The sequence below is a fragment of the Amycolatopsis sp. cg5 genome (assembly GCF_041346955.1).
GTDB lineage: Bacteria > Actinomycetota > Actinomycetes > Mycobacteriales > Pseudonocardiaceae > Amycolatopsis.
On record NZ_CP166849.1, the window covers coordinates 2992903 to 3015153 of the forward strand.

Here is a 22251-nt window from a genome sequence, read left to right on the forward strand (position 1 = left end):
AATCCGCCAGACGATCTTCGGCGGAGCTGCTGAACTGGGGTCATGCCCACGCTGACTCGATCGATGCCCGCCGTCCTCGCGGTGATGATGGGCATCTTTTCCATTGTCACCACGGAAATCCTGCCCATCGGCCTGCTCACCCCGATCGGCGTCACGTTCGGGATCTCGCCGGGCACGGCGGGCCTGATGATGACGATGCCGGGTCTGCTCGCCGCGGTCGCCGCACCCGCGGTCACCGTCGCGACCGGACGGCTCGACCGCCGCGTGATGCTGTGCGCGCTGTTGCTCGTGTTGGCGGCAGCCGACTTCCTCGCCGCGATCGCGCCGGCGTACTGGGCCATGACGGTCTCGCGAGTCCTCGTCGGACTCGTCATCGGCGCGTTCTGGTCGATCGGCTCCGGTCTCGCTTCCCGTTTGGTGAGCCCGGACCGGGTGGGCACGGCGACCGCGGTGATCTTCTCGGCCGTTCCGCTCGGTTCAGTGCTCGGCGTACCCGCGGGCACCCTGCTCGGTGACCTTGTGGGCTGGCGAGTGGCTTTCGCGGTCATGGGAGTGCTGTCGCTCGCCGTCTTCGCCGCGCTGATGCTGGTGCTGCCGCCGTTGCCCGCCGAGCACGTGACCAGCTTGACCGTGCTGCGCGACCTGCTCCAGGAACCTCGCGTCCGGCGCGGCTTGATCGTGACGTTCCTGATCGTGCTCGCCCATTTCGGCACGTACACCTATGTGACGCCGTTTCTGCGCCAGGTCACCGGGGTGAGTCCCGCGCTGATCACCGTGTTCCTGCTGGTGTACGGAATCGCCGGTATCGCGGGCAATTTCATCGCGGGCGGCCTGCGGCTTCGCGTCGCGTTCACGGGCAGCGCCTGCCTGCTCGCCGCCACCACACTGCTGCTTCCCGTTCTCGGCGGGCTCGATCTGGTTGCGCTGCTCTTGCTCGTCACTTGGGGCCTCGCGTACGGCGCGGTGCCGGTCTGCTCACAGACTTGGTTCGCGAAAGCGGCACCGCAGGCACCCGAGGCCGCCACCGTGCTCTTCACCTCGTCGTTCCAAGCGAGGTCGTGAGCGTTGCGGGCGGTTCTAACCGCCCGCAACGCTCACGACCCACCTACGGCAGGCGGAGTTCCTGAGGCCGACCTGGAACGCCTGGGCGGGTCTGCCACGGGTGCGGGCCGTCCAGCGGTCGGTACTCGACGCCGAGCGCGTCCAGGCGTGGCAGGTGGTGGTCACGCAGGCGCGGCAGGAATTCCGCGAAGTCCTTGCCCTCGGCAGGGCTCCACGCGACCTCGGCGAACGCGCTCAGCCTGGGGAAAGCGGCGTAGTCGACGCGGCGTGCCGTGTCGAGGTGCTCGCTCCACACCTGCGCCTGCGCGCCGAGAATCCCCGGCAGCCCCGGGTCGTAGGCGTAGACGTCTTCCAGGGTGCGCACGAAGCCGACGGGGATCGGCTCGTCCGGGTGATCGGACTGGCGGTGGTCGAGGTAGACGTGCTGCTCGGGGCACATGACCACGTCGTGCCCGGCCGCGGCGGCGACGGCGCCCGCCTCGGAGTTGCGCCAGGAGCTGATGATCACCTTGGGGAGGTCGGGGATCTCGAGCACCTCGTCCCAGCACACCGCGCGGCGGCCGCGGGACTCCAGGTGCGCGATGATCTTGCGGACGAAGAGGCCGTGGTCCTCGGTCGCGCCGGGTACCTCGTCGCCGCCGATGCCGATCACCTCGGACGGGAAGATCTCCAAGAGCTGGTCGAACACCGCCTTGAAGAAGTCCACTGTGGACTCCGAGGTGTTCAGCAGCGAGGTGCTGATGCCCCACGACGTCCAGACTTCCCACTGGGCCGACGGATCCGGGCCGAGCTCGGGATAGGCCGCGATGGCCGCGCGGGCGTGGCCGGGGATATCGATCTCCGGGACCACCGACACCGCGCGCGCACCCGCGTAGGCGACGATCTCGCGCAGGTCGTCCAAAGTGTAGAAACCGCCGTGGGGGCGGCCGTCGCGCTCGGGGCCGTCGTGGCGGCCGACCATCGAACCGGTGCGCCAGCCGCCGACCGAGGTGAGCCGGGGGAATTCCGGGATCTCGATGCGCCAGCCCTGGTCGTCGGTCAGGTGCAGGTGCAGCACGTTGAGCTTGTGCGCCGCCAGCAGGTCGATGAAGCGCAGGACCTCGGCCTTGGTCCGGAAATGCCGGGCCACGTCGAGCAGGCACCCACGCCAGGCGAACCGCGGGTGGTCGACCACCACGCCACAGGGCACAGTGGACGGTCCACCCGGGACGGACCGGAACCACGACGGCCCGGCCAGCTGACGCAACGTCTGGCGGCCGTAGAACTCGCCCGCCGCGTCGGCGCCGTCCAGCGTCACCCCGGACGGCGTGATCTCCAGCCGGTAGCCCTCGGACGGCAGGTCCGCCTGACGTACCTGGACCTCGGCAGGCCATGGGCACGAACCTGGCTGGGGTGTCACGGAAACCGGGCGGGGGAGCAGCCCTTCGAAGCCGGTCATCCCTTCACCGCCCCGGCCATGCCGGAGACCAGCCTGCGCTGGACCAGCACGAAGAAGATCAGCACCGGAATCGTCATCAGTGTCGACGACGCCATCACCGCACCCCAATCGGTGTCCTCGGGTTTGAAGAAGACCAGGATCGCCTGTGGCAGCGTCTGGTTGTCGGTCTTGGAGATGATGAACGTCTTCGCGAACAGGAAGTCGTTCCACGCGTGGATGAACGCGAGCACGCTGATCGCCACGAGACCCGGCGCCACCAACGGGAACAGGATCTGCCAGGTGAACCGCAGCCGGCTCGCACCGTCCAATTTGGCCGCTTCTTCCAGCTCGACCGGCACGGCCGCGACGAACCCGCGCAGCATCCAGATCGCGAACGGCAGGCTGAACGCCAGGTGGACCAGCACGAGCGAGCCCAGTTCGTTGAGCCCGAACGCGGGCGCGACATCGCCGACCGAGCGCATCAGGAAGAACAGCGGGATGGTCAAAGCCTCGATCGGCACCATCTGCGCGACCAGCAGCATCACCAGCAGCACCGTGCGCCCGCGGAAGTTGAAGCGGGTCAGCGCGACCGCGGCCAAAAAGGACAGCAGCAGCGACAAGAACACCACGGCGACCGCGACGAGCACGCTGTTCAGGAAGAACTGGCCGAATCCCGAAACGTTCAGCACCCGGTTGAAGCTCTCGAACGACGGTGACGTCGTCCACGGCTTCGGATTGGCGGACTGGATCTCGCCCTGCGGCTTCAGCGCCGACAGGACCATCCAGTAGATCGGGAAAGCGACGATGCCCGCGATCACGACCGTCACCACCTCGGCGACGAGTCTGCCGGGCTTGCGTACTAGAGCCATGCGTCGCTCCTGCGTTGCGACCGGACGTACAGCCCGGTGATCGACAGCAGGAGCAGCGTCATGACGACCCCGATCGCCGCGCCGAGCCCGTACTGCGAGCCGGCGAACGCCTGCTGGTAGGCGTAGACGTTGAGCACGAGGTTGCGCCCGGCGACGCCGCCGCCGTTGGTCATCACGTAGATCTGGGTGAACACCTTGAAGTCCCAGATGATCGACTGGATGGTCGCGATCATCAGCAGCGGCCGCAGCATCGGCACGATCACCGACCGCGTGGTGCGCAGCCACGACGCGCCGTCCAAAGAGGACGCTTCCAGCACCTCGGTGGGAATCGCCTGTATCCCCGCGTACATCGTCACCATGACGAACGGGAACGAGCACCAGATGACCTCGGCCGCGACCAGCCCGAACGTGCTGACCGTGCCGAAGGTCCACGAGTGGTGTGCCATCCCGTCGAAGCCGATGCCGACCAGTATCTCGTTCACCAGGCCGAAATCGGCGTCGAACAGGAACAGCCAGACGTACGAGCCCGCCATCGCGGGCGTCGCCCATGCCGCCAGCGCGGCCAGGAAGAGCAGCATCCGGGGGAAGGCGCGCACCCGGGTCGCCAGCACGGCCAGCGCGGTGCCGACCAGCAGGCTGCCGACGACACAGGTGCCGGCGAAACCGAGCGTCTTGCCGAGCACCGTCCAGAACTGCGTGTTCTCGAACAGGTCCAGGTAGTTGGCGAACCCCAGGAACTTCAACGGCGCGCGGCCCGCCGCCTGCGGCTGGCCGTAGTCGTAGAACGAGATCAGGACGAGCTGGTAGATCGGATACAGCAGCAGCGCGCCCAAGAGAATCGCCGCGGGTGCGAGGTACCAGGCGGCGGCGCGCCCGTCCCCGCGCTTCCTGACCGGCTTCCGGTCAGTGGCCACGGGGGCGGGACGCGTCAGTTGATCGGTGGCCATGTTCAGGAACCGAACGCCTTGTTCATCTTGTCGGCGGCGTCGTTGAGCGCGGTGTCCACCGGCTGGCCGCCGGTCGCGATCTGCTGCACCGCGGTCGGCAGGATGTTCTGCGCGTCGATCCGCGCCCACGACGGCGTGACCGGCACGAACTTGGTGCCCGCCTTGACCGTCTCGACGAACGGCTTGAGGAACGGGTCGCTCTCCGAGACCTGCTTCTGCACCGAGGCGAGCGTGGGCAGGTTGCCCATGCCCTGGTACATCTTCGCCTGGTACTTGGCCCCGCCGAGCAGCTGGATGAACTCGACGCCGAGGCCGCGGCGCTTGCTGGCGTTGAACACGCCGAGCAGGTTGCCGCCCGCGAACGCCGGCGCGATCTTGCCAGCGGTGGTGCCGGGCAGCGGAACGACCGCGTACTTGCCCTTCACCGCGCCCGCGTCGACCGCCTTGCGGTTGAAGTCACCGCCGATCGACATACCCGCCTTGCCGCCCGCGAACGCCGTGATGCTCTGCGTGCCGGTGAGGTTGGCGCACTGCTCCGGCGGGCAGATGTCCGCCTTCAGCAGCGACGCGTAGTTGGTGAGACCGGTCTTCGAGGCCTCACTGTTCAACGCGGACGTCCATCGTGGACCGTCCTGTTTGGCCAGTTCGCCACCGGCGGCCCACAGGTACGGCATGATCGCGTAGATGTACTTGCCGCCGACGGAAATGCCGTACAGATCCGGCTTCTTGGCCCGGATCTGACGCGCGGTGTCGGCCAGCTCCGCCATCGTCTTCGGCGGGGTGAGACCCAGCTCGGTGAAGATGTCGGTGCGGTAGTACAGCGCGCGGACGCCGGTGAACCACGGCAGGCCGTACGCCTTGCCGCCGACCTTGGCCGTATCGAGCACGGACGGCACCAGGTCGGCGCCCTCCTTCCAGCTCTGCAGATCGCCGCTCAGGTCGGTGAGCGCGCCGGTCTCGACGTAGCTCGCGGCGTCGGTGTTGCCGTACTCCGCGACGTCGGGTGCGTTGGACGGATCGTTGAACGCGCCGGAGAACTTGTCCGCACGCCCCTCGACGGGGATCCACTGCACGTCGACCTCCACACCGGCGTGCGCGGCCTTGAACTCGGCGATGGCCTCCTTGACCGTCGCCTCCTTCGGCGCCCGGTTGGCCTCGTCGAACAGCCAGACCCGCACCGTGCCGGTCTTTTCGTCCCCACCGGCGGCCGGAGCCGACTGGGTCGGGGCGCAACCGGCGGCGAGCCCCACTACGGCGAGCCCGGCGAGGGTGCGTCGGATTCTCATGTCGAAAACTCTCCTTAGAAGAAGCGCACCGAGTTCACCTGGGGGATGGACAGCTTGCCCTTGACCGCGCCCGGCAGGCCGGTCGCCGGGTCACGCGGGAGCCAGCTGAGCGTGCCCGAGGTGTCTGACGAGACGTAGAACCACTGCTCGGCGGGGTCGAGCGTGATGTGCCGCGGGTACACGCCGCCGACCTTGACGTTGCTGATCAGCTTCAGCGTCTTGCCGCCGTCGGAGATCGAGAAGCTCGCGATCGTGTCCGAGCCGCGCACCGACGCGTAGACGAACTTGCCGTCGGACGAGGTGATGATCTCGCCGGGGTACTGCTCGCCGGGGGTGCCCGGCGGGACGGCCGCGACGACCTGGCCCGGGGTGAGCTTGCCGGTGGCCGCGTCCCACGCCGCGACCGTGACCTCGGCGCGGAGCTCGCCGAGGATGTAGGCGTACTTGCCGTCCCTGCTGAACGCCAGGTGGCGGGGGCCGGCGCCCGAAGGCAGCTTGAGCTGCTGGTTCAGCTTGAGCTTGCCGGTGGACACGTCGAGCGAATAGACGTAGACCGAGTCGGCGCCGAGGTCGACGCTCAGCACCCAGCGGCCGGTCGGGTCGTTGACCACCTGGTGCGCGTTCGCGGCCCGCTCGGCGCCCTTGTGCTTGACCAGGTCGGTGGCGTCGCCGAGCTTGCCGCCCGAGAGGATCGGCAGCACGACGACGTCGCCGCTGGTGTAGTTCGCGCCGAGCACGTACTTCTGGCTGGAGTGCACGACCAGGTGCGTCGGGCCCTTGCCCTTGGTCGACTTCTTGTTGATCAGCTTCGGCTTCGTCGGGTCGGCCAGGCTGAACGCGGAGATCGTGCCGTTGCTGTCGTCCTCGTTGGTGACGTACAGCGTCTTCTTGTCGGCGCTGATGTCGAACCACGAAGCGGCGTTCACCCCGGAGATGGTCCGGTCCACCTTGATCGCCGGGTCGGTGCCGGTGCGGTGCCCGACGTCGAGCCCGTGGCCCTTGTCGGTGTAGCTGCTGATGTAGATGGCGCCGCTCCCGTAGACCTGCGGCCCGGTCGCGCCCGCGACCTTGGCCCCGACGACACTGGCGATTCCGGCGGCGCCTACCGCGCCTAGGAAGGTACGACGGTTGAGCCCAGTCATGGTGTAACTCCCCGGTAAGTGTGTGCTTCGTGGTTTAGACCACTGCCATCAACAATGCTGCCACGGCGAAACCCGAAATGGAAAGGACTGTTTCCAAAACCGTCCAGGTTTTCAGGGTTTCCGGCACGGACATGTTGAAGTACCGGGAAACGATCCAGAATCCGCCATCGTTGACATGGGACGCGATGATCGAACCCGCGGAGATCGCGACGACCAGCAAAGCCAGCTGTACCTGGGAATATCCGAGCGAGGCGACGGTCGGCGCGATGATGCCGCTGGTGGTGACGATGGCCACCGTTGCCGAACCTTGTGCAATCCTCATCCCGCAGCTGATCACATATGCGGCAAGAATGACCGGCAGCCCCGCGTTCTTCAGCGAACCGGCCACCGCGCCGCCGATTCCGGTGGCAGAGAGCACCGCGCCGAAGAAAGCGCCGGCGCCGACCACGAGCAGGATCATCGCGACCGGGCGCAACGCCTTCGCCGACAGTTCGTTCAGGTCCTTGCCCGTCATCCCACGACGTAGACCGAGTAGCCACGAAGCGAGCAGCGTCGATATGGTCAGTGCGACGGCCGGGGTGCCGATGAACGCGGCGATGCCGGTCAGCGTCTTGTTGGACTTGGGCAGCCAGATGCTGCCGAACGTGCCTGCCAGGATGAGCACCAGCGGGACCGCGATGATCCCGGCGACCAGCTTGAGCGAAGGCGCGTTCGTGTCCTCTTCGGACTCGTCGGCGACGAGCATCTCTTCCGGGACCTCGATGTGCAGGCGCTTGCCGACCCAGGACGAGTACAGCACGCCGCCGATGAACCACGCCGGGATCGCGCAGACCGCGCCCATCAGGATGATCCAGCCGAGTTCCACGTGCAGCAGACCGGCCGCGGCCACCGGGCCGGGGTGCGGCGGGAGGAACGCGTGCGTCACGGAAAGGCCGGCCAGCAACGGCAGCGCGTACAGCACGAGCGACTTGCCGCCCTGCTTGGCCGCGACGTAGACCAGCGGCGCGAGCACGAAGATGCCGATGTCGAAGAAGACCGGGATGCCGAAGATCAGACCGGCGATGCCCATCGCCAGCGGTGCGCGCTTCTCACCGAACGCGCGCAGCAGCGCGGTGGTGAGCACGCGGGCGCCGCCGGACTTCTCCAGAATGGACCCGAGCAGCGTGCCGAGGCCGATGATGGCCGTGATGTGGCCGAGAATGCCGCCGAAACCCTTTTCCAGCAAGGAATCCGAGGCCTTCTGTGCCGAGCCGACGAGGGTCCCGACCGGCACGCCCGCGGCCAGCGCGGTGAGCAGGCCGACCACGATCAGCGCGATGAAGGGCTCGACCTTCCATCGGATGATCATGAAGAGCAGCAACGCGATCGAGACGGCGGCCAGCGTCAGCAGCCCGCCGGTGGAGTGTTGGAGCCAGTTCAGCATTGATCCCTCCCGGGATTCCTTAACGAATGCCCGGCCAGCGCACCGGTCGGGCGGCCGTCGTCGATCGCGGCGACGCCGTTGACGAAGACATAGGGGATACCTTCGGCCTGCTGCCTCGGGTCGTCGAAAGTGGCGGTGTCCCGGACGGTCTCCGGGTCGAACAACACCAGGTCGGCCGCGTAGCCCGGCTTGATCAGCCCGCGGTCGGTCAGTCGCAACCGGCGCGCGGCGCGCCCGGTCAGATGCGAGACGCACTCGGCCAGGCCGAGCACGCCCAGCTCACGGACGTACCGCGCGAGGTAGCGCGGGAACGTGCCCCAGGCGCGCGGGTGCGGCCTGCTGCCGACCAGCAGCCCGTCGCTGCCGCCGGTGTGCGTCCGGTGGCGCATGATCGCCTGGACGTTCTCCTCGTGCCCGACGTGCATCAGGCAGCTCGTGCCGAGCCGCTCGTCGAGCAGCGTGTCGAAGTACAAAGTGGACGGTGTGGTGCCCGCGGCCTTTGCGGACACCTCGACCGAATGGCCGACGAGGTGGTCGTTGCGCTGATTGCGGACGCCGTTGATCTCGATGCTGTCCCAGTCGATCGGCACGCCGTGCGCGCCGTCGGAGCCGGTCTCCTCGATCTCGGCGCGGATCCGCTCCCGGGTGTCCACATCGGACAATCGTGCCAGCGTCGGCTCCAGCCCGCCTTCCGTGGCCCAGCTGGGCAGCAGCGCGGACAGGTAGGTCGCGCCAGGCAGGTACGGATAGGTGTCGAGCGAGATGTCGCAGCCGTCGTCGAGCGCCTCGTCGAGCAGGTCGAGCAGCAGGCCAGCTTTCCCTTTGTTCACCGAGAAGTTCATGGTCGCGTGCGCGAGGTGCAGCGGGCAGCCGGAGCGGCGCGAGACGTCGACCATCTCGGCGAACGCCTCCAGCGCGCCCTTGCCGTAGCTGCGGTGATGCGGGCTGTAGAAGCCGCCGCCCTGGCCGACGACCTCGCACAGGTCGATCAGCTCCTGGGTCGACGCGTACATCCCCGGCGTGTAGGTCAGGCCGGACGACATGCCCATCGCGCCCTCGGCCAGGCCCTGCGCGACCAGCTCCTTCATCTTGACCAGCTCACCGTCGGTGGCCGGGCGGTCGTCCCAGCCGACGGCGAGCATCCGGACGGAGCCCTGCGGGACGAGGTACGCCGCGTTGACCGCGATGCCCTGATCGAGCCGGTCGAGGTACTCGCCGACCGAGCGCCAGTTCCAGTCGAACCCGGCCGGGTCGTCGTTCCAGCCTGCGAGCTGCTGGCGCAGGCCTTCGAGCGTGCTGTCGTCGACCGGCGCGTAGGACAGGCCGTCCTGGCCGAGCACCTCGCTCGTGACGCCCTGCGACACCTTCGCCAGATGATCCGGCTGCGCGAGGACCTGCAGGTCGGAGTGCGAATGCATGTCGATGAACCCAGGCGAGAGGACGAGGCCGTCCGCGTCGATCACACGGGCGCCCGTCAGCGAGCCCGGGTCCGCGATGCCCGCGACCAGGCCGTCGGTGACGCCGACGTCCTGGGTGGTGATCGGGTCGCCGGTGCCGTCGGCGACCGAGGCTCCTCGGAAGACGATGTCCATCAGAAGTACGTCCTGACGAAGTCGACCACGGTGGTGCCGTCGACCACGGGCAGCAGCGGCCACTTGTCGAACACCGTGCACGGATGGGACAGCCCGAGCCCGATCCAGTCACCGACCCTGACCGGCGAGTCCTCGGGTAGCGCGAGGAACGCGTGCTGATCGTTGAGCTTGGTGATCTCGTGGCCGGTCAGCTCGCTGATCTCGCCGTCCTGGCGCAGCAGCTGCGGCTCGGGCAGGCCTTCGTCGAAGGACGCGTCGCGCTTGCCGATGGTCAGCAGCGCGAGGTTCTTCGAGGGGTTGGACGTGACCTGCGCCCACGCGCGCAGCGCCGGGCGGAAGGGCGCGCTGTCGGTGATGCGCGGGTGCTCGCCGAGCGGCGAGATGCCGCGGTAGAAGCCGTCGTCGTGCGTGAGGTAGGCGCCGCTGCGCAGCACCGGGAGCACGTCGACGCCCTCGGGCCAGCCGCTGGTCAGCGCGTCGGCGACCTGGTCGAAGTACGCGCTGCCGCCCGCGGTGACGACCACCTGCCCGGTGATGAGACCCTTGGCGTGCAAGGAGATCGCGAGCTCACGCAGTCCGTCCACATAGGAGTGGATGAGCGCGAGCGCCTTGTCGTCGGTGTCGTGCGAGAGCGCACCTTCGTAACCGCCGGTGCCGATCAGGCGCAGCGCGGGGCTCGCGTGCACGGCCTCGGCGATGGCGAGCGCGGTCTCGGTGTCCCGTGCGCCGGTCCGGCCGCCGTCGGCGCCGAGTTCCAGGATGACGTCGACCTGGCGCTGAGCGCCCTTCAGGGCTTCGGTCATCAGCTCGACGCCGCGGACCGAGTCGACCCAGCAGCTGAACTCGAAGCCGGGGTCGCGGTCGAGTTCCGCGGACACCCAGCGCAGGCCCGCAGGGTCGACGAGCTGGTTCGCCAGCAGGATCCGGGACACCCCGAACGCGCGGTAGACGCGCACCTGACCGGCGTTGGCCGCGGTGATCGCCCACGAGCCGAGTTCGGCTTGGCGCTGATAGAGCTGAGGCGCCATGGTCGTCTTGCCGTGTGGCGCGAGCTGCACACCACGCGACGCGCACCAGCGCGCCATCGTGGTGAGGTTGTGCTCCAGCGCGTCGGCGTCGAGCACGACGAAGGGACCGAAGAAGCCGCCGTCGAACAGGTCGAGCCGTTGCTCGGCGGCCTTGTCCAGCGACAACCCGGCCAGCGCCGGCGCGCTGGCACGGAAATTCCAGCCGAGAGGCTCTTCTCGGATCGCCGCCAACGCGGCAGAGTCGAGAGTGCAAGCGTCCGCAGGCTGATTCATTCCCCGTCACCTCTGTTGCGTATGTTGCAATGGACGTTGCGTATGTTGCGCGCCATAGGTGTAGCATCCGGTGCGCGGCAGGTCAACGGGAGCTAGACGGCGGGGAGATGGTTAGTGGCGAGCGCTGTGCTGTGCATCGGCGAGTCGATGGCGTTGTTCGTCCCCGCGGAGAGTGGCCCACCCGATCGGGTGCGCACTTGGAAGCGGACGATCGGCGGTGCCGAGTCGAACCTGGCGTCGCATCTGCCAGGGCTGGGACTGTCCAGCGCCTGGGTGAGCGCCGTCGGCGACGACCCGTTCGGGCGAGCGCTGCTCGCGGAGATCTCGGCGGCGGGCGTCGACGTGAGCGGGGTGTACGTGGACCCGACCAGGCCGACGGGCCTGTACATCAAGGAAAGCGGTTCCTCCGGGAGCCCGGTGCGGTACTACCGGGCAGGTTCGGCGGCGTCCGGCATGGGCCCCGAGCTGCTGGAGAAGATCGACTTCACCGGCGTCCGCGCGGTGCACCTGTCGGGAATCACCCCCGCCCTGTCGGAAAGCTGCCACGAGCTGGTGCGCGCGATCCTCGCGAAGCCGAAGCCCGGCACGCTGGTCTCGTTCGACGTCAACTTCCGGCCCGCGCTGTGGACCGGCCGTGACCCGAGCGTGCTGCGTTCGCTCGCGGCACAGGCCGACATCGTCCTCACCGGCGACGAAGAAGCCGAAAGCGTGTGGGGGACCGGCGATCCAGCCCGGCTGCGCGAGCTGCTGCCGTCACCGCGCACCCTGGTGGTCAAGCACGGCGAACGCGGCGTCACCCTGCTCGAAGACGACACGGTCCTGTTCGCGCCGGCGCTGAAGGTGGACGTCGTCGAGCCCGTCGGCGCCGGCGACGCCTTCGCGGCCGGCTTCCTGGCGGCCACGTTGCGCGGCGACGACCCGCTGACCCGCCTCCGGCGCGGTCACCTGCAGGCCGCCGCCACCCTGCTCACCCATGACGACGTGGGCGAACCACTACCCGGCGAGGTCATTACGTCGCTGCTCGCGGCCGACGACCAAGCCTGGGCCGACGCAAGGCTGGGTGGAGCATGAGCCAGAGCCTGGACCGCGCGCTCACCGTGCTCACGGGGCTCGCGAAGGGCCCGAAGACCCTCGACGACCTCGCCGAAGAGATCGGCGTGCACAAGTCGACCGTGCTGAGGCTGCTGCGCACCCTCGAGTCGCATCACTTCGTGCGCCGCGAGGGCACCCGCTACTACCGGCTGGGCAGCGCGCTGTTCGACCTCGCCAACCAGGCACTCGAAGACCGCGACGTCCGCCGGTCCGCACAGCCCGCGTTGTCGGAACTCAACGCCCGCACCGGGCACACGATCCACCTCGCGTCCTATGAGGACGGTGAGGTGGTCTACATCGACAAGTACGAGGGCCGCCACTCGGTCCGCATGTACTCCCGCATCGGCAAGCGCGCCCCGCTGCACTGCACGGCCGTCGGCAAGGTACTGGTCGCCGCGATGCCACCGGAGCGCCGCCTCCAGGTCGCCGAGGCCATCGACTACGTCCGCCTCACGCCGAACACCATCGCCAACGCGTCGGACTACCTCGTCGAGCTGGCCCACGTGTCCGACCGCGGCTACGCGGTCGACAACGCCGAGCACGAGGACTTCATCCACTGCATCGCCGCCCCCATCCGCGGCGCCCGGGGTGAGGTGCTCGCGGCGGCCTCGATGTCGGTGCCCAAGGTGCTGCTCGACTACGACGGCCTGATGGGCCTCGTCCCGGAACTGGTCGCAGCCGCGGCCGAAGCTTCCGTCCACAGTGGATGGACGGGAAACATGGAAAGGGGAAAGTAATGGGCAAGACCGCGATCACCACGGAGAACGCGCCGACCCCCATCGCGTCGTTCTCGCAGGGTGTCCGCAAGGGCAACCTGCTGCAGGTGGCTGGTCAGGTCGCCTTCGACGCGGCCACCGGCGCCATCGTCGGCGACACGGTCACCGAGCAGACCAAGCAGACCTTCGTCAACCTGAACGCCGTGCTCGAAGCCGCCGGCTCCAGCTTCGACGACGTGCTGATGGTCCGCGTCTACCTCACCGACGTCGACCACTTCGCCGAGTTCAACAAGGTCTACGACACCCTGGTGTCCGGGGTCTTCCCCGCCCGCACCACGGTCTACGTCGGCCTCCCGGCAGGCCTTCTGGTCGAGATCGACGTACTCGCCGTCCTCGGCGACTGAGACTCGTGAGTGGTATCGCCGGTTCTAACCGGCGATACCACTCACGACCCCAGTACTGAGGTGTAGCCGTTGATCGCGGGCTGGCCGCCGAGGTGGGCGTAGAGCACGTTCGAGTCGCGCGGGATCTCGCCTCGGGTGACGAGGTCGATGAGGCCTGCCATCGACTTGCCCTCGTAGACCGGGTCGGTGATCATCCCCTCGAAGCGGGCCGCGGTGTGGATGGCGTCCACTGTGGACTCGTCGGGGATGCCGTAGATGCCCGCGTGGTAGCGCTCGTCGAGTTCGGTCTCGGCGGGCTCGGGCGCGCCGATCAGTGTGGCGGTGGCGCGGGCGATGCGGGTGACCTGGTCGCGTGTCTCGGCCGGCTTGGCCGAGGCGTCGATGCCGATGACGCGGCGGGATTTGCCGGTCAGCGCGGTGCCCGCGATCATGCCCGCCTGGGTGCCGCCGGTGACCGAACAGACCACGATGGTGTCGAAGAAGACGCCGAGTTCTCGTTCCTGCGCCTCGAGTTCGACGATCCAGTTGGCGAAACCGAGTCCGCCGAGGCGATGGTCGGAGCCGCCCGCCGGAATGGCGTACGGCTTGCCGCCCGCGGCTTCGATCTCCTTGACCGCGTTCTCCCAGCTCTCCTTGAAGCTGATGCCGAAGCCCGCGTTCACCATCCTGATGTCGGCGCCGAGTATCCGCGAAAGCTGGATGTTGCCGACGCGGTCGTAGAGCGGGTCGTTCCAGTCGACCCAGCTTTCCTGCACGAGCACGGCCTTCAGGCCGGCGCGGGCGGCGGCCGCGGCGACCTGGCGGGTGTGGTTGGACTGGACGCCGCCGATCGAGATGAGGGTGTCGGCGCCCTGGCCGAGCGCCTCGGCGAGCAGGTATTCGAGCTTGCGGGTCTTGTTGCCGCCGAAGGCCAGCCCGGAGTTGAGGTCCTCGCGCTTCGCCCAGACGCGGGCGCCGCCGAGATGGGCGGTGAGCCGGTCGAGCGGGTGAACGGGGGAGGGGCCGATCAGCAGCGGGTAGCGGGCGAAGTCGATCATCGGTCCTCCAGCAGGGATTCGAGTTCGGTCCAGATCGTGCGGGTGATGCGGATGGCGGCCTCGGCGTCGCGAGCGGCGATCGCGACGATGAGCTCGTCGTGGCGTTTGACCGAGCGGTGGGCGGGCAGCGAGCCGAAGCGCGCGTATTCGAGGCGGCGCAGCAGCGGGGTGTAGCGGTCGAGGGTGGCCGCGAGCGCGCGGTTGCCGCAGGCCTCGACGGGTACCGCGTGCAGCCGGTCGTCGGCGGCGATGGCGGCGTCGATGTCGCCGGTGGTGATCGACTGGGCGAACTCGGCGTTGGCGTCGCGCATGGCGGTGAGCTGGGGCTCGCCCATGCGGGGGAGCGCGTCGCGGATCGCGAGTTCGTGCAGGCCTCGGACGAGACACAGCGCGTCGCGGACGTCGTCGGTCACGACCGGCGCGACGCGGGTGTAGCTCTGCGGCTTCGAATCGACGAGCCCCTCGGCCGCGAGCCGTGTCAGCGCTTGGCGGACCGGCGCTCGTGACAAGCCGAGCTCCTCCGCGATGTCGGCGTCGCGCAGGTTCGCGCCCGGCGCGAGCGTGCCGTCGATGATGGCGCGCCGCAGTGTCTCGTAGGCCTCGTCACGCAGGAGCGACCGCGACAGCCTGGGTAAGCTACTCACATCTAACATTTTAGTTGAGTGTCGCGCCGAGCGCAAAGAAAAGGGTCGTGAGTGGCGTGACCGGTTAGAACCGGCCGTACCACTCACGACCCCTGAGCTGCGGTAACGCCTAGTAAACCGGGCCGGTGTACTTCTCGCCGGGTCCCTGGCCGGGGGAGTCGGGCACGGCCGACGCCTCGCGGAAGGCCTTCTGGAGCGACTGCAGGCCGTCGCGCAGCGGGCCGGCGTGCGCGCCCAGGTACTCTGCGGAGGCCGTGACCAGGCCCGCGAGCGCGGTGATCAGGCGGCGTGCCTCGTCGAGGTCGCGGTGGGGGCTGGTGTCCGGGTCGGCGTCGGCGAGACCGAGGCGCTCGGCCGCGGCGGACAACAGCATCACGGCCGCCCTGCTGATGACCTCGACGCTGGGAATCTCCTCCAGGCCTCGGATGTCCTGGGAATACTCGGGCTGCTGCGAAGGTTGATCTGACACGTCTGGTACCCTTCCACCTGCGACCAGCTCCCGAGCAATCGGGGGCGGACAAGTGGAGCCCCGCTCCCACCCGAGTCACCGCCGCAAGACAGGTGTCCGGGTCCGGTCTCGCCACACCGGCCGCAAGGCCGTGGTGGCGAAGCGTTCGATCCTCGAGGTCGTTCGCGATCGGAAAAAGAGTGGGCCCCGCGCGTCAGGACATCCTGATGACGGGGCCTTCTGTATGTGGGCACCAGGTCGAGTAACAGGAATCATTCCTCGGACCAAGGAGGCCCCATCAGCTCCGAGACACGCATCAACGACCGCATCCGGGTACCGGAGGTCCGCCTCGTCGGACCCGCCGGCGAGCAGGTCGGCATCGTCCGGATCGAAGATGCACTGCGGCTGGCACAGGAGAACGATCTCGACCTCGTCGAGGTCGCGCCCCAGGCGCGCCCGCCGGTATGCAAGCTCATGGACTTCGGCAAGTTCAAGTACGAGAGCGCGCAGAAGGCCCGCGAGTCACGCCGTAACCAGCAGCTCACCGTCATCAAAGAGCAGAAGCTGCGGCCGAAGATCGACCAGCACGACTACGAGACCAAAAAGGGTCACGTGTCCCGCTTCCTCGCCGCCGGGAACAAGGTCAAGGTGACCATCATGTTCCGTGGCCGCGAGCAGTCGCGCCCCGAACTGGGTTTCCGGCTGCTGCAGAAGCTGGCTGACGACGTGACCGAGCTCGGTTTCGTCGAGTCGTCGGCGAAGCAGGACGGCCGCAACATGATCATGGTGTTGGCGCCGCACAAGAACGTCAAGCCGAAGGCCAAGCCGGCCAAGGACGAAGAAGTCGCCGAGTCCTGACGGTTTCGCGCCGCACGCAACGCATGTCGCAGCACACCGGTCTCCGGTGTGCTGCCGCCTGAAAGAGGAAAGCTCCAAAATGCCGAAGATGAAGACGCACAAGGGCACGTCCAAGCGGGTCCGCATCACGGGTACCGGCAAGCTGCGCCGCCAGAAGGCCGGCCGTCGCCACCGGATGGAGGTCAAGTCCAGCGAGCTGTCGCGTCGTCTCGAGGGCACGACCGAGGTCAACAAGGCCGACGTCGGCCGCGTCAAGCGCCTCCTGGGTCGCTGACCCTCTCCAGCTCGTACCTTTAACCACCCGGGGTGTGATCCGCCCCCTGAGATCGACAGGATGGACCCGTGGCACGCGTCAAGAGGGCGGTCAACGCCCAGAAGAAGCGTCGCGCAACTCTCGAACTGGCCAGCGGTTACCGCGGCCAGCGTTCGCGGCTGTACCGCAAGGCCAAGGAGCAGACGCTCCACTCGCTCAACTACGCCTACCGGGACCGCCGTGCCCGCAAGGGTGACTTCCGCCAGCTGTGGATCACCCGCATCAACGCGGCCGCCCGTGAGAACGGCGTCACCTACAACCGCTTCATCCAGGGCCTCAAGGCCGCTGGTGTCGAGGTCGACCGCAAGATCCTCGCGGACCTCGCGGTGAACGACGCCGCCGCGTTCTCGGCGCTCGCCGAGCTCGCCAAGGCGAACGTCAACACCGAAGAGAAGAAGTCGGCCTGATCTCCTCAGACGCGCGCACACAGCCCGGGGCTGATCCGTTCACCGAGCGGACACCCCGGGTTGTTGCTGCGCGCAAACTGACCCGCCGCGCCGAGCGTGACAAGACCGGCCGGTTCCTCGCCGAGGGCGCGAACGCCGTCGAAGCGGCGCTGGCGCACGGCAAGGTGCACGAACTCTTCGTCGCCGAGCGGGCGTCCACCCAGCACACGACACTGATCGCGCGTGCCCGCGAACTCGGGGTGCGGGTTTCCGCGATCACCGACCGCGCGGCCGAGGGCCTCTCGGAAACCGTTACGCCCCAAGGCATCGTCGCGGTGTGCGAGCTGCTCGACCGGCCGCTCGCCGGAATGCTGCCCACCGACGCCACACTCGTCGCCGTGCTCGTCGACGTCGCCGACCCCGGCAACGCGGGCACCGTGATCCGGGTCGCCGACGCCGCAGGCGCCGACGCCGTGATCCTCGCGGGCGAGAGTGTCGACCCACACAACGGCAAATGCGTCCGCGCGGCCGCGGGCAGCCTGTTCCACCTGTCGATCGCGCGTGTGCGCGACATCGGCGAGGCGCTCGCCGCCTGCACCGAAGCCGGGCTCACGACGCGGGCCGCGCACGGGTACGCCGACGAGCAACTGGACACGATCGACCTCACCACGCCGACCGCGTGGGTGTTCGGCAACGAAGCGCACGGGCTGCCGTCCGAGGTACTCGACGCCGTCGACAGCGCGGTCCGCATTCCGCTCTACGGCAAGGCGGAAAGCCTGAACCTGGCGACCGCCGCCGCAGTCTGCGTCTACGCCAGCGCGATGGCCGCCCGCCGGAGCTGACCGGCCACCCTGCTGTTGATCTTCAGGACGCCTTCGTCACCCGGTGACGCTCGCGAGGGTTCCTGGTCGGTGTCATGAGCCGATCACCTAGAATCGGCTGTCATCCCTCACGTGTGCCGTCCTGGCCGCGTGCGGCCGCCGATCCCGTCACCAACGGACGCCGAGGAGTTATGTCCGGAGCCACCGAACAGCAGAACCCGACCGCGGGCGAAGCCCTTTCGCCCGAAACCCTCCGGGCTGCGATCAAGAAGGCCGAAACGGACTTCGCCGCGGCAACCGACCTCGACGCGCTGGCCGCCGTCAAGCCTGCGCACCTGGGTGACCAGTCGCCGCTGCTGCTGGCCCGCCGCGAGATCGGCGCGCTGCCCAAGAAGGAGAAGGCGGAGGCAGGCAAGCTCGTCAACGAGGCTCGCCAGGCCATCCAGTCCGCGTACGACGCGCGCCTGGTCGTGCTGCAGGCCGAGCGCGACGAGCACGTGCTGCGCGAGGAGACGGTCGACGTCACCCTTCCGTGGGACCGCGTCGCCCGTGGCGCGCGGCACCCGATCACCACGATCTCCGAGCAGATCGCCGACGCCTTCATCGCCATGGGCTATGAGGTCGCCGAGGGGCCCGAGCTCGAAGCCGAGTGGTTCAACTTCGACGCGCTGAACTTCGGCAAGGACCACCCGGCCCGTCAGCTGCAGGACACGTTCTACGCGGGCGAGGAGGACTCGCGGCTGCTGCTGCGCACCCACACCTCGCCGGTGCAGGCGCGCACCCTGCTGCACCGCGACCTGCCGGTGTACGTGGTGTGCCCCGGCCGGACCTATCGCACCGATGAGCTGGACGCCTCGCACACCCCCGTCTTCAACCAGGTCGAGGGCCTCGCGGTGGACAAGGGCATCACGATGGCCCACCTCAAGGGCACGCTCGACGCGTTCGCCCGCGCGATGTTCGGCGAGCACTCCAAGACCAGGCTGCGTCCGCACTTCTTCCCGTTCACCGAGCCGTCCGCCGAGGTGGACGTGTGGTTCGAGGAGAAGAAGGGCGGCCCCGGCTGGGTCGAATGGGGCGGCTGCGGCATGGTCAACCCCAACGTCCTGCGTGCCTGCGGCGTCGACCCCGAGGTGTACTCCGGGTTCGCCTTCGGCATGGGCATCGAGCGCACCCTGCAGTTCCGCAACGGAATTCCGGACATGCGCGACATGGTGGAGGGCGACGTCCGCTTCACCCTTCCCTTCGGAACGGAGGCGTAGTGCGAGTCCCCGTCAGCTGGCTGACCGAGCACCTCGGCCTTGGTGAGGCGATCGAGCCGCAGGAGCTCGTCGACGCCTTCATCCGCATCGGCATCGAGGTCGACGACGTGCAGCCGCTCGGCCAGGTCACCGGCCCGCTCGTGGTCGGCAGGGTCGCCGAGATCGAGGAGCTCACCGAGTTCAAGAAGCCGATCCGGTTCTGCCGGGTCGAGGTCGGTGAGGAGCACGCCCCCGAACTCGAAGAGGGCGACGACCCCGCGGCCGTCCGCACCCGCGGCATCGTCTGCGGCGCCACGAACTTCGCCGAGGGCGACCTCGTCGTCGTCGCGCTGCCCGGCGCGGTGCTGCCCGGCGACTTCGCGATCGCCTCGCGCAAGACCTACGGCCGGATCAGCGACGGCATGATCTGCTCCGCCCGCGAACTCGGCCTCGGCGACGACCACACCGGGATCCTCGTGCTGCCGTCCGGCACCGCGAGCCCCGGCGACGAAGCCCGTGAGCTCATGGGCCTCGGCGACACCGTCCTCGAACTCACCCCGACCCCGGACCGCGGCTACGCGCTTTCGATCCGGGGCCTGGCCCGTGAGCTGTCGAACGCGCTGGACGTCCCGTTCGGCGACCCCGGCAACTTCGAGCTGCCCGGTGCCGAGGGCGACGCCTGGCCGGTGCACATCGAGGACACCGACGGCTGCAAGCGGTTCGTGCTGCGCCGGGTCACCGGCCTCGACGCGAGCGCGCCGACGCCGTGGTGGATGCGCCGCAGGCTGATGCTCTCCGGCATCCGGTCGATCTCGCTGGCCGTCGATGTCACGAACTACGTGATGCTCGAGGTCGGGCACCCGCTGCACGCCTTCGACACCGGCGCCGTCCAGGGCGATCTGGTGGTGCGCAAGGCGAAGCCGGGCGAGAAACTGACCACTTTGGACGATGCGGTCCGCGAGCTCGACCCCGACGACGTGATCATCGCCGACGAAAGCGGCGTGATCTCGCTGGCGGGCACCATGGGCGGCGCGAGCACCGAGATCACCACGGAGAGCACCGACGTGCTCCTCGAGGCGGCGCACTGGGACCCGGCTTCGATCAGCCGCACCGCCCGCCGCCACAAGCTGTTCTCCGAGGCGGCCAAGCGGTTCGAGCGCTACACCGACCCGCAGCTGTGCGCGCACGCCGTCGAGCGTGCCGCGCGTCTGCTGCGCGAGTACGGCGACGGCTCGATCCAGCCGGGCCGCACCGACGAGGGCGGCGTGGAGCCGTTGCCCGCGATCACCATGCCGATCAACCTGCCCGACCGGGTGGCCGGGGTGAACTACGACCGTGGTGTCACCGTCCGCAGGCTCGGCCAGATCGGCTGCAAGGTCGAGCTGAACGCGAGCGACGACGGGACCGCGCTGGTCACCGCCGCGCCGCCGAGCTGGCGTGGTGACCTGGTGCAGCCCGCCGACCTGGTCGAGGAGGTGCTGCGCCTCGAGGGATACGACAGCATCCCCTCGGTGCTGCCCGCAGCGCCCGCCGGCCGCGGACTCACGGACACCCAGCGTCGTCGCCGCGCGGTCTCGCGTGCGCTCGCCGAGGCCGGGTACGTCGAGGTGCAGCCGTTCCCGTTCATCTCGAAGTCCGTGTGGGACGCGTTCGGCCTCGCCGAAGACGACGTGCGCCGGCACACGGTGCGCGTGCGCAACCCGCTCGAGGCGGACAAGGACCAGCTGGCCACGACCCTGCTTCCCGGGCTCCTGGAGACCCTGCAGCGCAACGTGTCCCGCGGGTTCAAGGATCTGGCGCTGTTCTACGTCGGCCAGGTCGTGCTGCCGGGCGTCAAGCCGCTGCCCGTGCCGGACCTCGGCGTCGACCGCAGGCCTGCCGACAACGAGCTCGCGCTGCTCGAGGCCTCGGTGCCGCTGCAGCCGACGCACGTGGCCACCGTCCTCACCGGCCAGCGCCTGCGCCCCGGCTGGTGGGGCAAGGGCGAGGACGCCACCTGGGCCGACGCGGTCCAGGCCGCCCGCACGATCGCTGCGGCCTCCGGCATCGAGCTCACCGTGGCCGCCACCGACCTGCTGCCCTGGCACCCCGGCCGCTGCGCCAAGCTGCTGGTCGGCGACTGGCCGGTCGGGCACGCCGGCGAGCTGCACCCCAAGGTGATCGAAGCGCTCGGCCTGCCGAAGCGGACGGTCGCCATGGAGCTCGACCTCGACGCCATCCCGCTGCCGGACTCGCGCCCGGCGCCGCAGATCTCGGCGTACCCGCCGGTGCTGCTCGACGTGGCGCTCGTCGTCGACGCCGGCGTGCCGTCGGCGGACCTCGCCGAGACCCTGCGTGGTGCGGCGGGCGACCTGCTCGAGAACATCGAGCTGTTCGACACCTACGCCGGCACGCAGATCGGCGAAGGCAAGCGCTCGCTGGCCTACAAGCTGCGGTTCCGGGCCCCGGACCGCACGCTGAAGGTCGAAGAGGCGATCGAGGCCAAGGACGCCGCAGTGGCGGCCACGGCTGAGAGGTACGGCGCGGAACTTCGCGCTTAAAGGTGTTTGAGCGCCTCGCGCTGAGATAGCCCTGACAACCCCGGGTGGGTGGTGACGATGCCCTTGCGCAGGAAGAAGTCCTTGTCGGCCACGTTCAGTTCGATGGTCTTGGACAGCAGCGAGGTGTCCGTGGCCTCCTTTGAGCCGATCTGGCAGATCACCGCGGTCCGGCGCCGCCAGCGGTCGGCGTCGGCCGCCCAGTCCCGCAGGCGCGGCTTGAGCACGTCGGGTTCCGCACGCAGTATCGGGCCGATCCGGCGGACGGCGATCTCGTCCACGTAGTCCCACCAGGCGCCCGTGACGATCAATTCGTCGTAGAGTTCGAGCGATTCCGAGTCCAGCCAGTGCGCGTACGCTCTGTCGCCGGTCAGATCCAGCGCGACATATCGCTCTTCGCGATACTTGGCGTCGCGCCACAAGGTGAGTACGGAGTCGGTGAACGATTCCCGGTCGGGCAGCGGATGCGCGCGGAAAATCTCTCTCGTGAGCTCGCGCCTGGCCGGTTTCTGGACGCCGAGGAAGTCCATCTCGGACTTCATGTACGCCCGCATCTCTGGCGCTTTCACCGGATCCGCCCGCTCGGCCAGTCCTGTGCGGACGGCGTCGACCAGGTCCCGCGAGGCCTGCATTTTTACCTCCACCGGATGGGTAGATGACGAGTACGCCAGGTGGCGGACCCGTGACGTTTGTCCGAATCGGCTCACTGATGAGTCTA

22 protein-coding genes are annotated in these 22251 nt (G+C 68.7%); 10 read left to right on the top strand and 12 right to left on the bottom strand.

The features are described 5' to 3' along the window. Positions 1 to 42 precede the first annotated feature (42 nt). On the top strand, positions 43 to 1062 hold the full coding sequence (locus tag AB5J62_RS13715) for an MFS transporter (RefSeq protein WP_370948593.1): 1020 nt from the start codon (positions 43 to 45) through the stop codon (positions 1060 to 1062). Positions 1063 to 1105: 43 nt separating this feature from the next. Here the strand turns inward: AB5J62_RS13715 and AB5J62_RS13720 are convergent, their stop codons facing one another. Genes AB5J62_RS13720 through AB5J62_RS13755 form a run of 8 tightly spaced genes read right to left on the bottom strand, consistent with a single transcriptional unit; the run spans position 1106 to position 11039 of the window. Further along, on the bottom strand, positions 1106 to 2500 hold the full coding sequence (locus AB5J62_RS13720; RefSeq protein WP_370948594.1) for a beta-N-acetylhexosaminidase: 1395 nt from the start codon (positions 2498 to 2500) through the stop codon (positions 1106 to 1108). Beyond that, the gene (locus AB5J62_RS13725; protein ID WP_370948595.1) at positions 2497 to 3348 is read right to left on the bottom strand and encodes a carbohydrate ABC transporter permease; all 852 of its coding nucleotides are present in this window, start codon (positions 3346 to 3348) and stop codon (positions 2497 to 2499) included. Before AB5J62_RS13725 ends, AB5J62_RS13720 begins: the two co-directional genes overlap by 4 nt. Beyond that, a complete protein-coding gene (locus AB5J62_RS13730; RefSeq protein WP_370948596.1) occupies positions 3339 to 4295 on the bottom strand; it encodes a carbohydrate ABC transporter permease in 957 nt (318 codons plus the stop codon). Before AB5J62_RS13730 ends, AB5J62_RS13725 begins: the two co-directional genes overlap by 10 nt. Positions 4296 to 4297: 2 nt before the next feature. Beyond that, positions 4298 to 5581 carry an extracellular solute-binding protein gene (locus AB5J62_RS13735; protein WP_370948597.1) on the bottom strand — a complete coding sequence of 428 codons (1284 nt, stop codon included), beginning with the start codon at positions 5579 to 5581 and terminating at the stop codon, positions 4298 to 4300. Between the two features lie 14 nt (positions 5582 to 5595). Further along, positions 5596 to 6723: a lactonase family protein gene (locus tag AB5J62_RS13740; protein ID WP_370948598.1), complete on the bottom strand. Its 1128-nt coding sequence runs from the start codon at positions 6721 to 6723 to the stop codon at positions 5596 to 5598. Positions 6724 to 6757: 34 nt separating this feature from the next. Next, positions 6758 to 8146: a GntP family permease gene (locus tag AB5J62_RS13745; RefSeq protein WP_370948599.1), complete on the bottom strand. Its 1389-nt coding sequence runs from the start codon at positions 8144 to 8146 to the stop codon at positions 6758 to 6760. Then, the gene (locus AB5J62_RS13750; protein WP_370948600.1) at positions 8140 to 9738 is read right to left on the bottom strand and encodes an amidohydrolase family protein; all 1599 of its coding nucleotides are present in this window, start codon (positions 9736 to 9738) and stop codon (positions 8140 to 8142) included. Before AB5J62_RS13750 ends, AB5J62_RS13745 begins: the two co-directional genes overlap by 7 nt. Continuing rightward, positions 9738 to 11039, bottom strand: a complete 1302-nt coding sequence (locus AB5J62_RS13755) for an amino acid deaminase (protein WP_370948601.1) — start codon at positions 11037 to 11039, stop codon at positions 9738 to 9740. Before AB5J62_RS13755 ends, AB5J62_RS13750 begins: the two co-directional genes overlap by 1 nt. 114 nt (positions 11040 to 11153) lie before the next feature. Here AB5J62_RS13755 and AB5J62_RS13760 point away from each other — a divergent pair, with 114 nt between their 5' ends. Genes AB5J62_RS13760 through AB5J62_RS13770 form a run of 3 tightly spaced genes read left to right on the top strand, consistent with a single transcriptional unit; the run spans position 11154 to position 13251 of the window. Beyond that, positions 11154 to 12110, top strand: a complete 957-nt coding sequence (locus tag AB5J62_RS13760; RefSeq protein WP_370948602.1) for a sugar kinase — start codon at positions 11154 to 11156, stop codon at positions 12108 to 12110. Continuing rightward, entirely contained in the window at positions 12107 to 12868 is a 762-nt protein-coding gene (locus AB5J62_RS13765) for an IclR family transcriptional regulator (protein ID WP_370948603.1), read from the top strand. The genes AB5J62_RS13760 and AB5J62_RS13765 overlap by 4 nt, the downstream gene beginning before the upstream one ends. Further along, on the top strand, positions 12868 to 13251 hold the full coding sequence (locus AB5J62_RS13770) for a RidA family protein (RefSeq protein WP_370948604.1): 384 nt from the start codon (positions 12868 to 12870) through the stop codon (positions 13249 to 13251). The genes AB5J62_RS13765 and AB5J62_RS13770 overlap by 1 nt, the downstream gene beginning before the upstream one ends. A gap of 41 nt (positions 13252 to 13292) precedes the next feature. On the opposite strand, the gene AB5J62_RS13775 is transcribed toward AB5J62_RS13770, so the two are convergent. The 3 genes from AB5J62_RS13775 to AB5J62_RS13785 form a co-directional block, all read right to left on the bottom strand. Continuing rightward, positions 13293 to 14288 (bottom strand): 1-aminocyclopropane-1-carboxylate deaminase, encoded by a 996-nt coding sequence (locus tag AB5J62_RS13775; protein WP_370948605.1) that lies wholly within the window; start codon positions 14286 to 14288, stop codon positions 13293 to 13295. Next, positions 14285 to 14932 (bottom strand): GntR family transcriptional regulator, encoded by a 648-nt coding sequence (locus tag AB5J62_RS13780; RefSeq protein ID WP_370948606.1) that lies wholly within the window; start codon positions 14930 to 14932, stop codon positions 14285 to 14287. The genes AB5J62_RS13775 and AB5J62_RS13780 overlap by 4 nt, the downstream gene beginning before the upstream one ends. A 109-nt stretch (positions 14933 to 15041) precedes the next feature. Beyond that, complete coding sequence (locus AB5J62_RS13785; RefSeq protein ID WP_370948607.1) at positions 15042 to 15401, bottom strand: DUF1844 domain-containing protein; 360 nt, start codon at positions 15399 to 15401, stop codon at positions 15042 to 15044. A 225-nt stretch (positions 15402 to 15626) separates the two neighbouring features. Here AB5J62_RS13785 and infC point away from each other — a divergent pair, with 225 nt between their 5' ends. The 6 genes from infC to pheT all read left to right on the top strand — a co-directional run bounded on the left by infC (position 15627) and on the right by pheT (position 21536). After that, positions 15627 to 16238 (top strand): translation initiation factor IF-3, encoded by a 612-nt coding sequence (gene infC, locus AB5J62_RS13790; RefSeq protein WP_091298251.1) that lies wholly within the window; start codon positions 15627 to 15629, stop codon positions 16236 to 16238. A 79-nt stretch (positions 16239 to 16317) separates the two neighbouring features. Next, positions 16318 to 16512 carry a 50S ribosomal protein L35 gene (gene rpmI / locus AB5J62_RS13795; RefSeq protein WP_370948608.1) on the top strand — a complete coding sequence of 65 codons (195 nt, stop codon included), beginning with the start codon at positions 16318 to 16320 and terminating at the stop codon, positions 16510 to 16512. 68 nt (positions 16513 to 16580) lie between these two features. Beyond that, positions 16581 to 16958, top strand: a complete 378-nt coding sequence (gene rplT, locus AB5J62_RS13800; RefSeq protein WP_091298248.1) for a 50S ribosomal protein L20 — start codon at positions 16581 to 16583, stop codon at positions 16956 to 16958. Beyond that, positions 16958 to 17779 carry a TrmH family RNA methyltransferase gene (locus AB5J62_RS13805; protein ID WP_370950256.1) on the top strand — a complete coding sequence of 274 codons (822 nt, stop codon included), beginning with the start codon at positions 16958 to 16960 and terminating at the stop codon, positions 17777 to 17779. Before rplT ends, AB5J62_RS13805 begins: the two co-directional genes overlap by 1 nt. 170 nt (positions 17780 to 17949) lie before the next feature. Then, complete coding sequence (gene pheS, locus AB5J62_RS13810) at positions 17950 to 19017, top strand: phenylalanine--tRNA ligase subunit alpha (protein ID WP_370948609.1); 1068 nt, start codon at positions 17950 to 17952, stop codon at positions 19015 to 19017. After that, positions 19017 to 21536, top strand: a complete 2520-nt coding sequence (gene pheT / locus AB5J62_RS13815) for a phenylalanine--tRNA ligase subunit beta (RefSeq protein WP_370948610.1) — start codon at positions 19017 to 19019, stop codon at positions 21534 to 21536. Before pheS ends, pheT begins: the two co-directional genes overlap by 1 nt. Here pheT and AB5J62_RS13820 read toward each other — a convergent pair. After that, complete coding sequence (locus AB5J62_RS13820) at positions 21533 to 22165, bottom strand: DNA alkylation repair protein (protein ID WP_370948611.1); 633 nt, start codon at positions 22163 to 22165, stop codon at positions 21533 to 21535. The two genes, pheT and AB5J62_RS13820, sit on opposite strands and share 4 nt — an antisense overlap. Between the last annotated feature and the right edge of the window lie 86 nt (positions 22166 to 22251).

What these genes read in the sequence shown, in the direction of transcription:
- AB5J62_RS13715 (WP_370948593.1), top strand. Translation starts at nt 43, where the DNA reads ATGCCCACGCTGACTCGATCGATGCCCGCCGTCCTCGCGGTGATGATG.
- AB5J62_RS13720 (WP_370948594.1), bottom strand. Translation starts at nt 2,500, where the DNA reads ATGACCGGCTTCGAAGGGCTGCTCCCCCGCCCGGTTTCCGTGACACCC.
- AB5J62_RS13725 (WP_370948595.1), bottom strand. Translation starts at nt 3,348, where the DNA reads ATGGCTCTAGTACGCAAGCCCGGCAGACTCGTCGCCGAGGTGGTGACG.
- AB5J62_RS13730 (WP_370948596.1), bottom strand. Translation starts at nt 4,295, where the DNA reads ATGGCCACCGATCAACTGACGCGTCCCGCCCCCGTGGCCACTGACCGG.
- AB5J62_RS13735 (WP_370948597.1), bottom strand. Translation starts at nt 5,581, where the DNA reads ATGAGAATCCGACGCACCCTCGCCGGGCTCGCCGTAGTGGGGCTCGCC.
- AB5J62_RS13740 (WP_370948598.1), bottom strand. Translation starts at nt 6,723, where the DNA reads ATGACTGGGCTCAACCGTCGTACCTTCCTAGGCGCGGTAGGCGCCGCC.
- AB5J62_RS13745 (WP_370948599.1), bottom strand. Translation starts at nt 8,146, where the DNA reads ATGCTGAACTGGCTCCAACACTCCACCGGCGGGCTGCTGACGCTGGCC.
- AB5J62_RS13750 (WP_370948600.1), bottom strand. Translation starts at nt 9,738, where the DNA reads ATGGACATCGTCTTCCGAGGAGCCTCGGTCGCCGACGGCACCGGCGAC.
- AB5J62_RS13755 (WP_370948601.1), bottom strand. Translation starts at nt 11,039, where the DNA reads ATGAATCAGCCTGCGGACGCTTGCACTCTCGACTCTGCCGCGTTGGCG.
- AB5J62_RS13765 (WP_370948603.1), top strand. Translation starts at nt 12,107, where the DNA reads ATGAGCCAGAGCCTGGACCGCGCGCTCACCGTGCTCACGGGGCTCGCG.
- AB5J62_RS13770 (WP_370948604.1), top strand. Translation starts at nt 12,868, where the DNA reads ATGGGCAAGACCGCGATCACCACGGAGAACGCGCCGACCCCCATCGCG.
- AB5J62_RS13775 (WP_370948605.1), bottom strand. Translation starts at nt 14,288, where the DNA reads ATGATCGACTTCGCCCGCTACCCGCTGCTGATCGGCCCCTCCCCCGTT.
- rpmI (WP_370948608.1), top strand. Translation starts at nt 16,318, where the DNA reads ATGCCGAAGATGAAGACGCACAAGGGCACGTCCAAGCGGGTCCGCATC.
- pheS (WP_370948609.1), top strand. Translation starts at nt 17,950, where the DNA reads ATGTCCGGAGCCACCGAACAGCAGAACCCGACCGCGGGCGAAGCCCTT.
- AB5J62_RS13820 (WP_370948611.1), bottom strand. Translation starts at nt 22,165, where the DNA reads ATGCAGGCCTCGCGGGACCTGGTCGACGCCGTCCGCACAGGACTGGCC.